We start from the raw sequence: 11,963 nt of genomic DNA, 5'->3' as shown, positions 1-11,963 counted from the left end.
AAAATTATACTTTATAAAATTAACAATGAAATTTATTACATTTTATCATTAACACTTTATTAACATTACCTTATATCTATTTTATTTACGTCCTAATATAGCATTAAATTTATAATAATAAAGACTTTAAAAATATCCTAATTAAAATAAGGGATAGAAGTTACCCATTCTTCTATCCCTTATCTTAAATATTTTATTATGTTTTTCTTATATACAATCCTATAGTGTATACCTAATTACATTTTTACTATCTATCTCTAGTTAAATATAATTATCTAATATTAATATTTGCATATAGCATATTTAATTTAAGTTTTTATAGCCTATATACCTTCATTTATTTAATTCTTATAGAGATATTACATCTAAAGCTTCTACATTAACATTTATTGATTCTATTTCTATCATTGCATTTAATGTATCTATGGATGTAACTACTGGTATTGAATGTTCTATTGCTGATCTTCTTATATTAAATCCATCTCTAGTAGAATCATTCCCTTTAGTTGGAGTATTTATTACAAGATCTATTTCCCCTTGCTCTATTAAGTCAAGTATATTGGGATTACCATCCTTTATTTTCTTAACTTCTTCTGCTTCTATTCCATTACTTTTTAACATTTCACAGGTTCCCTTAGTTGCAAGGAATGTGTATCCAAGATTGCTTAAATCCTTAGCCATTGGAAGAAACTCTTCCTTATCCTTATTATTAATCGTTGCAAGAATCTTATTTGATTTCTTCTTTAAGTAACTTCCTGATGCAAGGAAGCCTTTGTATAGTGCTTCTTCTAAGGTATGTCCAACTCCTAAGACTTCTCCTGTAGACTTCATTTCTGGTCCAAGACTTACCTCTACCTTTGATAATTTATGAGTTGAGAATACAGGTACCTTAACTGATATTATTTCTGGCTCCTTGTATATATCTACTCCATATCCAAGATCCTTTATCTTATGGCCAAGCATTACTTTTGTTGCTATATCTACTATCGGAACTCCTGATACCTTACTTATATAAGGAACCGTTCTACTTGCTCTTGGGTTTACCTCTATTACATAAAGCTCATTCTTAAATTCTATAAATTGGATATTTATCATTCCCTTAACCTTTAAGGCTAAAGCTAATTTTCTTGAACATTCTAGAACATCATTTTTTATCTTATCTGATATATTTTGACTTGGATATATGGTTGTACTGTCTCCTGAGTGTATTCCAGCCCTATCTAAATGCTCCATTATTCCTGGTATTAATATATCTTCTCCATCACATATAGCATCAACTTCTATTTCTTTTCCTAGAAGATATCTATCTATAAGTACTGGATTTTTACTATCTCTTAAGAATGCACTTTCAAGGTATGCTCTAAGCTCACTTTCATCATAGGTTATTTCCATACCTTGACCCCCAAGGACATAGGATGGTCTTACAAGTACAGGATACCCTAAAGCATTAGCTTCAACCATTCCTCCTTCTACACTCCATACAGCCTTACCCTTTGGTCTTTTTATATTTAACTTTTCAAGTATATCATCAAACTTCTCTCTATCTTCAGCCTCATCTATGTGCTTTGGTAGAGTCCCAAGAACAGGTATATTTTTCTTCTCTAAGAACTTAGCAAGCTTTATAGCTGTTTGCCCACCAAACTGTAGTATAACTCCTATTGGCTTTTCTTTTTCTATTATATTTAGAGTGTCCTCTTCTGTTAATGGCTCAAAATATAGCTTATCTGATATATCAAAGTCTGTACTTACCGTTTCTGGATTGTTATTTATTATTATAGTTTCTATGTCCATCTTTTCTAAGGCTTTTATACAGTGGACAGAAGCATAGTCAAACTCTATTCCTTGTCCTATTCTTATTGGTCCTGAACCTATAACTATAACCTTATTTCTATTACTTACCTTAGCTTCATCTTCCATGCCATAAGTTGAGTAGTAATATGGAGATACTGCATCAAATTCTCCTCCACAAGTATCAACCATGTTATAAGAAACATTTATATTCCATATTTGTCTTAACTCATATATAACCTCTGGACTTACATCTAAGAAATCTGCTATGGCCTTATCTGAGAATCCTCTCTTCTTAAGGGTAAATAACCATTCTTTTGTTAATTTATCCACAGCTGTCTTCTTTAATACTTCTTCTTCATCCACAATGTATTTTATTTTTTCCACAAAGAATCTATCAATACCAGTTATTTCACATACCTTTTCCACAGAGTATTCTCTTCTAAGCATCTCAGCTAGAGCAAAGATTCTTTCATCATCTGGAGTTATTACCCTCTTCTTTAATTCTCCTATAGTAAGGTTCTTAACACTCTTAAGCTCTAAGGAATACTGTCCTATCTCTAAAGATCTTATTCCTTTTAGGAAGGCAGACTCAAAGTTACTTCCTATTGCCATTATCTCTCCTGTTGCCATCATCTTTGTACCAAGAACTCTATTTGCCTTCTTAAACTTATCAAAAGGCCATTTTGGTATTTTACATACTACATAGTCAAGAGTTGGTTCAAAGCAAGCATATGTCTTTCCTGTTACTGCATTTTTTATTTCATCTAGTGCATATCCGAGAGCTATTTTAGCTGCAAGCTTTGCTATTGGATATCCCGTTGCTTTAGATGCTAAAGCAGAAGATCTACTAACTCTTGGATTTATTTCTATAACCCCATAGCTAAAGCTTTCTGGATCTAAAGCAAATTGAACGTTACATCCACCTTCTATCCCTATTGAGTTTATTATATTTATAGATGCTGTTCTTAACATCTGATATTCTTTATCTGAAAGAGTCTGGCTTGGAGCTACAACTATACTATCTCCAGTGTGAACTCCAACTGGATCTATATTTTCCATATTACATATAGTTATGCAGTTTCCATAGCTATCTCTCATAACTTCATATTCTACTTCTTTCCATCCCTTAACACTCTTTTCAAGAAGTACTTGGTTAACAGGACTTAGCTTAAGACCTGAGTCAAGTATTACCTTAAGCTCATCCTCATTATCAGCTATTCCTCCCCCTGTTCCTCCTAAGGTGTAAGCCGGCCTTACTATAACAGGATATCCTATAATCTTAGCAAACTCTATTCCTTGATTTAGATCTGTAACTATTTTAGATTCTATTATTGGTTCATTTATTTCTTCCATAACCGCTTTAAAAAGTTCTCTATCTTCACCTTTTTTTATAGATTCAATAGATGTTCCTATAACCTTAACATTATATTTTTCAAGAATTCCTTTTTCATAAAGCTCTACTGCAAGGTTAAGAGCAGTTTGTCCTCCCATTCCTGCTAATATACTATCTGGCTTTTCCTTCTTTATTATTTTCTCAACAAATTCTATAGTTAAAGGCTCTATATAAACCTTATCTGCAACTTCTTTATCAGTCATTATTGTGGCTGGGTTGGAGTTTATTAATACAACTTCTACCCCTTCTTCTCTTAAAGCTTCACATGCTTGAGTTCCTGAATAGTCAAACTCTGCTGCTTGTCCTATTATTATAGGGCCTGATCCTACAACTAAAACCTTTGTTATATCTCTATTTAATGGCATAATATCTCCCTCCCACTTTCTATATTAATTCTAAAAATTTATCAAATAAGTAATCATTATCTTTTGGTCCTGGACATGCTTCTGGATGGAACTGAACACTAAATATATTTAGATTCTTATTTCTCATTCCTTCAACAGTACCATCATTTACATTAACATGAGTTACCTCTGTATCTTCTGGCATTTCTGTTACTACATATCCATGATTTTGAGAAGTTATAAATATTCTATTCTCTTCTAAATCCTTAACTGGGTGATTAGCTCCTCTATGACCAAACTTTAATCTATCTGTTTTTCCTCCTAGGGTTAAAGCTAAAATTTGATGTCCAAGGCATATGCCAGCTATAGGCTTTTTACCTATGATATTCTTAACATTTCCTATTACATATTCTAAGTCCTCAGGATCTCCAGGTCCATTTGATAAGAATACTAAGTCTGGATTCACACTTAGTACTTCTTCACAGCTTGTACTTGCTGGAAAAACTGTAACCTTACAATCTCTATTTTTAAAATTCCTTATTATATTTTCTTTTATTCCAAAGTCCATGATTGCAACATGATGTCCTTTTCCATCTAACTCATACTTTTCTTTAGTAGTTACATTATTAACTGCTTCTTTATTAGAAAAACTCTCTATTATTGAAGCTGCAGTTTCCTTACTTAATTCTCTATTAGTTACTATTCCTCTCATGGTTCCATGATTTCTAAGAATCTTTGTTAGAGCTCTTGTATCTATTCCTTCAAGTCCTATTACTTTATTTTGCTTTAAATAAGAATCTAAAGTCATCTCACATCTCCAATTACTTGGAATATCACACAGTTCTCTAACTATGAAACCTTTAACTTTTGGGGTATTAGATTCTAGGTCTTCAAGATTTATTCCATAGTTTCCTATTAAAGGATATGTCATGGTTACTATTTGTCCATAATAAGAAGGATCTGTTAAAACCTCCTGATAGCCTGTCATACCTGTATTAAATACTACCTCTCCTACAGTTTCTTCCGTATATCCAAAAGCTCTTCCTTCAAATACCATTCCATTTTCTAATATTAATCTTCCTATCATTGATATACCCCTCCTTAAATTAAAAATGGTAGTAGAGGAATTCTCTTTGAGACAATTCCTCTACTACCCTTATAAAAATCTATTTTAGCAACGTTAAATGAATTTAGTCCATTAACTAAATCCGCGTCAAAATTATTCACTTTTATTGTACGACAAAAAAACTTATACATATCCTATACCCCTTTCTGGTCTCACGGGACCAATTTAAAGTACGTAATGATTTAAAACTTAAATTTAATTATTACATACGATTTTAATTAATAATATCTCTCCTGTCAAGAAAAAAAATTATTTTTATTTTAAGATTAAATATCTATGTTTTTATTTTGGAAAAATTAAATAATTTAATGGTTATTTATTCATTTTTTATCTTTGTAAATGTTTATATAATATAGTTAAACTTTTGATGTATGTGTAGTAATAGTATTCCCTTTAAAAGTCAAAATATTAAATCAATTGACATATTTCGACTTTTAATATACAATTTCTATTAAATTAGAAATTTATTTAATGGAGGTTATTAAATTTGTTAAATTTGTTAAATATATTTAATGATTTTTTATGGACTTATATACTTATAGCCATGCTTCTTTGTATCGGATTATTTTTCTCATTTAAAACAAAATTTATTCAAGTTAGATACTTAAAACACATGTTTAAACTTCTTGGAGAAGGAGCTATAAAATCAAAGGATAATGAGCATACTCACGGTATATCTTCTTTTCAAGCCTTCTGTATAAGTACTGCTTCAAGAGTTGGTACTGGAAACTTAGCTGGTGTTGCCATAGCAATATCTATTGGTGGGCCTGGAGCTGTATTTTGGATGTGGGTTATAGCTCTTATAGGTGGTGCTTCTAGCTTTGTAGAAAGTACTTTAGCTCAAATATATAAAATAAAAGATGGAAAAGAGTTTAGAGGAGGTCCTGCCTATTATATAGAAAAAGGACTTAATAATAGATTCATGGGAATAGTATTTTCTATTCTTATAACCATATGTTTTGGTCTTGCTTTTAACTCTGTTCAATCAAATACCATAACCTTAGCCTTTAATGAGGCCTTTGGACTTAATAAGGTTGTAATTGGCTTAGTACTAGCTGCTCTTACTTCTTTTATAATATTTGGTGGAGTAAAAAGAATTGCTAAGGCTTCTGAAGTTTTAGTACCTATAATGGCTGTACTATATCTTTTAATAGTATTATTTGTATTATTAAAAAATATATCAATTATTCCAAATACTATATTACTTATAGTAGAAAATGCATTTGGCTTTAAACAAACAGTTGGTGGTGGTTTAGGATATGCTGTTTTAATGGGAGTTAAAAGAGGTTTATTTTCTAATGAGGCCGGTATGGGAAGTGCACCAAATGCAGCCGCTGCTGCTCATGTAACCCACCCTGTAAAACAAGGATTAATTCAAACTCTTGGAGTGTTTACTGACACGCTCCTTATATGTACAGCAACAGCATTACTTATATTATCTTCTGATATTTATTCAACTACAGATTTAGTAGGTATCCAATTGACTCAGGCTTCTTTAAGCTCCCAAATTGGCTCCTTTGGAAATATCTTTATAGCCATATGCATTCTATTATTTGCTTTTAGTTCTATAATTGGAAACTACTATTATGGAGAAACAAATATAGAGTTTATGAACGGAAAAAAAATTTGGCTTACATTATATAGGATTACTGTTATCGCTATGGTGTTTGCAGGTTCTATAGTGGATCTTAGTGTGGTTTGGACATTTGCAGACATATTCATGGGACTTATGGCAATAATAAACTTAATAGCTATTGCTAAATTATGTCCTATAGCTTTTAATGCCCTTAAACATTATTCTGATCAAAAAAATAAAGGATTAGATCCTGTATTTACAAAAGATAGTATACCTAATATAGAAGATGTGGAATGTTGGTAAGAAAATACTGCTTAATTTATATGAACTTTTACTTAATTTACGTTTTATATAAATGAGAATACCTATAAGTATTTATAACAATCATTAGATTTATAAGTACTATAATTATTGATTATAATGAAAAACCCAGGTTAAGAAATCTATCCTTAACCTGGGTTTTATTTAGGTATTAAAATTACTTCATTATATACTTATCCTAAAACTTTATAATCCCATCCCCAAATAAATTCTATGAATATCAATTATAAAATCCTAAGACTTACTTTTCTAAAATTGAACTTAAATAAAGCTTCCATATTAATTGAATTTTGATTTTTTATAAACTCTAATATTTAGTCTAAGCTTTCAACTTTCTTTCCCTTGCATCTCTTACATACCTTTATTTTATTACCATTTCCTAGTATTAGTTCATATAAGACTTTAATCCTTGTAGTTTTACACACAGGGCATGTACCTCTCCCCCTAGATGGTAACTTCCAAAGTAATTTTCCTCTATATTGTTTTCCCATTTTCTCTCCCCCTTTTATTAAAAACCTATATTCTTCTATATAATATATTTTTATACTTGTGGTTTTATTCCTAAAATATGTTTTAAGGCTCTAATTATGGGCATTATAAAAAACTTTTTATTTACATAACCTTATACATGTACAAACTTATATTCTAAAGAGCTTGTACATGTATAAAATAAAACTTATCCCATGTCTATTTACTCTTATTTTTCTCTTGAAAATTAAAATATTTAAAGTTCTATAAACATAGGATAAATTTTATAAATTACATTAAGTTATCCGTTAACTATCTCTCCCCCATTTACATGTATGGTTTGACCTGTTATATAAGAGGCTTCCTTTGATGCTAAAAACACATAGGCTCCAGCTACCTCTACTGGCTGTCCTGCTCTCTGAAGAGGTGTATCAGCTCCAAACTTAGCTACTTTATCTTGTTTAAAGCTTGAAGGAATAAGTGGTGTCCATATAGGTCCTGGCGCCACAGCATTGACTCTTATTCCTCTTTTAGCTAAATTCATTGATAAGGATCTTGTGAATGTAGTTATTGCTCCCTTAGTTGAAGAATAGTCTATTAAAGTTTCATGACCCTTATAAGCTGTTACAGAGGAAGTATTTATTATAGAACAACCCTCTCTTAAATGAGGAAGTGCTGCCTTGGTTAAATAAAACATACTAAATATATTAGTATTAAAAGTTTTATGTAGCTGCTCAGTGGTTATCTCTTCTAAAGTGTTACTCTCATATTGTACCCCTGCATTATTTACAACTATATCTAGCTTTCCATATTTATCTACAGTATCCTTTACTACATTAATACAAAAGCTTTCATCTCCTACATCACCTTTTAAAAGAATACAGCTTCCTCCTATCTCTTCTATAAGCTTTTTGGTTTCATTTGCATCCTCATCTTCGTTAAAATAAACAATGGAAACCTTTGCTCCTTCCTTTACATAGGCTAATGCTACAGCTCTTCCGATTCCACTGTCGCCTCCTGTAATTATAGCTATCTTATCCTTTAGCCTATTACCACCATCTATATATCCACTTTTTTGGAATATAGGACGAGGGTTCATTTCCTTTTCTATACCTGGATGTACATTTTGGTGCTGTGGTGGAAAAACTTTTGGAAAATCATTACTCAATATTATCACCTCTAACTTAATACTCTTAATCACATTTAGTATTAAGTTAACTCTTAAAGTTTATTCATATCTTAACTTTAAACTCTTAAATCTATCTTATCCTTTAATCTGATATTTTTAATTTTTATCTAATGTTACAATTTCGTTAGATTAAACTTTTTATTGTAAGCTTTAACTATGGTTCACCATATACAATAGCCTTAAAATAGATATGTAATTTGATTTATGGAGGCTTGGGTATGAGAAAGATTTTTACATCAATATTTATAATATTATTAGTGGTTGGAATAACCTTTACTATTGGTAGTAAAGTCTTATATCCATTAAAATATAAAGATTACGTAAAACAATATTCATCTAAATATAAGGTAGATCCTTATATTCTAGCTTCATTGGTTCATGAAGAATCTACTTATAGAGATAATGAATATGATTCTTCAAGACTTAATGGCATCCCAAAAGTTACTGATGAGGTAGCTTTAAAATTATCTAAAGAAATGAAGTTAAAAGATTTTAAACCTGAAGATATAGCTGATCCTAAAATTGGTATAGAAATGACTGCATATCTTTTATCCAAAGGAGAAAGCGGGATAAATCTTACGGAAAGTATAAAACCCTTTATAATTAGAAATAAAGATAAATCTAAAAATGAGATAGATAACTATTCTAACCATATTTTAAGATGCAAAGCATGGTATAGAATATTTCATTTTAGACTTGTATAAAAGCACTTATATATAATAAGGGGATAGAGCATGACTCTTTCTCCTTATTTTTGTGCAAATAATTATTAACTCAGTGTAAAACTATTGATTAAAAGGTATAATAATCTATACTAGGGTTGAATATTATAGTTCTTTTCCTTAATATTAACTTATAGAACGAATCTTTCTTCATATGATGTTCTTTCCAACATATGAAGGTTAGATGAATTAATCTAGGGCCGTAGCAAATTATATCCCTCACCTTTTAAGAGTATGGTGGTATTAAAGCTTATAGCCATAAGATGAATATTTTATTTAAAGAGAGGTGCCTTCATGTTTAAAATTCTAATAGTGGAAGATGATCCAAAAATAAGAGAAATAATTCTTGAGAATATAACAAAATGGGGTTATGAGGGAAAATATGTAGAAGACTTTAGTGAAACCCTTAATGTTTTTATAGAATATAATCCTCACTTAGTTTTACTTGATATAAACCTACCATATTTTGATGGATTCTATTGGTGTAATAAAATAAGAGAAATCTCTAAAGTTCCTATAATATTCCTATCTTCTAGAAATACAAATATGGATATTATAATGGCAATGAATATGGGTGGAGATGACTTTATTCAAAAACCATTTTCCTTAGATGTTTTAATGGCTAAAATACAAGCTATTGTAAGAAGAACTTATTCCTATGCTAATGTGGAATCTGATGTTATAGAACATAATGGAGCAATCCTTAACTTAAAAGATGCTAACCTTATATTTAACGATGATAAAGTAGAGTTAACTAAAAATGAATTTAAGATTCTTTATATACTTATGAAAAACAACGGTAAGGTTATTAGTCGTGATAAAATTATGAGGAGCCTTTGGGAAGATGAGAGCTTTGTTGATGATAACACTTTAACTGTAAATATTAATAGGCTTAGAAAAAAGCTTTCTGATGTTGGTTTAGGTGATTTTATAGTTACTAAGAAAGGTCAAGGTTACATAATATAATGAATTTAATATCTTTTTTAAGGGATAAAAAGCCTTATATGATATTTTTTATATTTATAGTTTCCTTTATTTCCTTAGTAGTATATTTAGATGGAACAATGAGGGTATCCCTTTCTAATATTTTATATATAAATTTAGTATCATATATACTTCTTTTAATGGTTTTAATTTTTGATTATATATTAAAGATTAAATACTTTAAAAATTTAAATGATATTCTAAATACTCATGAAGAAAATATATATGAGGCAATTCCAAAGCCTTTAACAAACGAACATGAATTATTTTCTAAAATATTAAGGAAAATAGAAAAAGATAATCAATTAAAATTTGAAAACTTATATCTTGATAAAATTGAAAACATGGAGTTCGTAACTTCTTGGGTTCATGAAATTAAAACCCCTATAGCTGTATCTAGATTAATAATACAAAACAGCGAAGGAAAAGAGTTAGATGAAGTTTTAGATAGTATAGAGGAAGAACTCAATAAGATAGATAACTATGTAGAGCAATCCTTATACTATTCAAAAATAGATGACTTTTCAAAAGATTATCTTCTGTATGAAACAGAGATTCCTAAAGTATTAAATGAAATTATAAAAAGAAATGTTAAATCCTTTATAAGTAAACGAATAGGTATGGATATGCATGATACTGAATTCTCTGTGCTTACAGATAAAAAGTGGCTTTTATTTATTATAAACCAAGTTATACAGAACTCTTTAAAATACACTAAAAATAGCGGAAAGATAGAAATTTACTGTGAAAAAGATAATATGGAGTTAAGACTTATAATAAAAGATAATGGAGTAGGTATTAAAGAAGAAGATTTATCACGAGTATTTAATAAAGGTTTCACTGGATACAATGGTAGATTGTTTAATAAATCTACAGGTATGGGATTATACCTTGCAAAAAAGATGTGTAATAAGCTAGGGCATGATATATCAATAGATTCTGTATTTAATGAATATACAAAGGTAACCCTACACTTCCCTACCTTAAGCGACCACCTAACTATAGCTAAGTCCTAAAGTATTAAACTGTTTTAATGGTGTTAAACTATTAAAACAGTTTTTTCATTTTAATATTACAAAAATGTAAGTTTCCTTTAATCTTTTGTTATGTAGATAAATGGTTACTTATTACAAAATATTATAGAATAAATATTGTAAGTTACGGAATAGATTATGAATTAAAAAGAAAATGACTTTACATACAGGAGGATATTAACATGAATAATGTATTAGTTGCTAAAAACTTAAAAAAGGTGTATGCATCAAAGGGAGTTAATTACACTGCTCTTCAAGATATAAACCTTGAAATAGAAGAAGGAGAATTTATAGGTATAATGGGACCTTCTGGTGCAGGTAAAACCACATTACTTAACATAATATCAACTATAGATACTCCAAGCTCTGGAAGCGCTATAATAGCTGGAGATGATATTACAAAAATGAATGAAGATAAACTTTCTTCTTTTAGAAGAAATAAATTAGGTTTTATATTCCAAGATTATAATCTACTAAATACTTTAACTATAAAAGAAAATATAGTACTACCTTTAGCATTATCTAAGGTTCATCATAAGGAAATAGAAAAAAGAGTTAATGATTTATCTAAGAAGTTCGGAATAGATGGTACATTAAACAAATACCCTTATGAGGTTTCTGGTGGTCAAAAGCAAAGAGCTGCCATAGCAAGAGCTGTTATAACAAAGCCATCCCTATTACTTGCAGATGAACCAACTGGAGCACTTGACTCCAAGTCATCAGCTGAAATACTTCAAACCTTAAGCGACTTAAATGAAAATGATAATGCAACTATAATGATGGTTACTCACGATGCTTTTGCTGCTAGTTATTGCAAGAGAATATTATTTATAAAAGATGGTACTTTATACACAGAACTTGTGCGTGGTGGATCAAGAAAAGAATTCTTCCAAAAGATACTTGATGTTCTATCTACACTTGGAAATACAGTTGCAGACATGTAATAAGATAAGGAGGAATTTAAAGTGTCTTTATTTGATATAGCATTTAAAAATATTAAAAGAAATTTTCAAAA

General features: G+C 29.8%; 10 protein-coding genes. 5 read left to right on the top strand and 5 right to left on the bottom strand.

Annotation, left to right across the window (positions count from 1 at the left end):
* Positions 1–348 precede the first annotated feature (348 nt).
* From carB to BR69_RS21785, 3 genes are read right to left on the bottom strand one after another with little or no spacing between them, the layout of a single operon-like run.
* Positions 349–3,549, bottom strand: coding sequence for a carbamoyl-phosphate synthase large subunit (gene carB / locus BR69_RS0106535; RefSeq protein WP_027632471.1), 3,201 nt, complete (start codon positions 3,547–3,549; stop codon positions 349–351).
* Between the two features lie 19 nt (positions 3,550–3,568).
* Positions 3,569–4,615, bottom strand: a complete 1,047-nt coding sequence (locus BR69_RS0106530) for a carbamoyl phosphate synthase small subunit (RefSeq protein WP_027632470.1) — start codon at positions 4,613–4,615, stop codon at positions 3,569–3,571.
* Positions 4,616–4,629: 14 nt separating this feature from the next.
* Positions 4,630–4,785: a hypothetical protein gene (locus tag BR69_RS21785; protein ID WP_160169938.1), complete on the bottom strand. Its 156-nt coding sequence runs from the start codon at positions 4,783–4,785 to the stop codon at positions 4,630–4,632.
* A 356-nt stretch (positions 4,786–5,141) separates the two neighbouring features.
* Here BR69_RS21785 and BR69_RS0106520 point away from each other — a divergent pair, with 356 nt between their 5' ends.
* The gene (locus BR69_RS0106520; protein WP_027632469.1) at positions 5,142–6,533 is read left to right on the top strand and encodes an alanine/glycine:cation symporter family protein; all 1,392 of its coding nucleotides are present in this window, start codon (positions 5,142–5,144) and stop codon (positions 6,531–6,533) included.
* A gap of 332 nt (positions 6,534–6,865) precedes the next feature.
* Here the strand turns inward: BR69_RS0106520 and BR69_RS21965 are convergent, their stop codons facing one another.
* Both BR69_RS21965 and BR69_RS0106510 read right to left on the bottom strand, forming a co-directional pair.
* Complete coding sequence (locus BR69_RS21965) at positions 6,866–7,042, bottom strand: hypothetical protein (RefSeq protein WP_162832172.1); 177 nt, start codon at positions 7,040–7,042, stop codon at positions 6,866–6,868.
* A 278-nt stretch (positions 7,043–7,320) separates the two neighbouring features.
* Positions 7,321–8,187, bottom strand: a complete 867-nt coding sequence (locus tag BR69_RS0106510) for an SDR family oxidoreductase (protein ID WP_027632468.1) — start codon at positions 8,185–8,187, stop codon at positions 7,321–7,323.
* Positions 8,188–8,426: 239 nt separating this feature from the next.
* Between BR69_RS0106510 and BR69_RS0106505 the strand changes: the two genes are divergently transcribed.
* From BR69_RS0106505 to BR69_RS0106490, 4 genes are all read left to right on the top strand, one after another.
* Complete coding sequence (locus BR69_RS0106505; RefSeq protein WP_027632467.1) at positions 8,427–8,912, top strand: transglycosylase SLT domain-containing protein; 486 nt, start codon at positions 8,427–8,429, stop codon at positions 8,910–8,912.
* Positions 8,913–9,224: 312 nt separating this feature from the next.
* The gene (locus tag BR69_RS0106500; RefSeq protein WP_027632466.1) at positions 9,225–9,896 is read left to right on the top strand and encodes a response regulator transcription factor; all 672 of its coding nucleotides are present in this window, start codon (positions 9,225–9,227) and stop codon (positions 9,894–9,896) included.
* Complete coding sequence (locus BR69_RS0106495) at positions 9,896–10,930, top strand: HAMP domain-containing histidine kinase (RefSeq protein WP_027632465.1); 1,035 nt, start codon at positions 9,896–9,898, stop codon at positions 10,928–10,930. The genes BR69_RS0106500 and BR69_RS0106495 overlap by 1 nt, the downstream gene beginning before the upstream one ends.
* A 200-nt stretch (positions 10,931–11,130) precedes the next feature.
* A complete protein-coding gene (locus BR69_RS0106490) occupies positions 11,131–11,892 on the top strand; it encodes an ABC transporter ATP-binding protein (protein ID WP_027632464.1) in 762 nt (253 codons plus the stop codon).
* Positions 11,893–11,963 lie beyond the last annotated feature (71 nt).

Source organism: Clostridium hydrogeniformans DSM 21757, from assembly GCF_000686705.1.
Classification (GTDB): Bacteria; Bacillota; Clostridia; order Clostridiales; family Clostridiaceae; genus Clostridium_Z; species Clostridium_Z hydrogeniformans.
The sequence above is the reverse complement of the archived record's forward strand: the minus strand, read 5'-3'. Positions and strand labels throughout refer to the sequence as shown.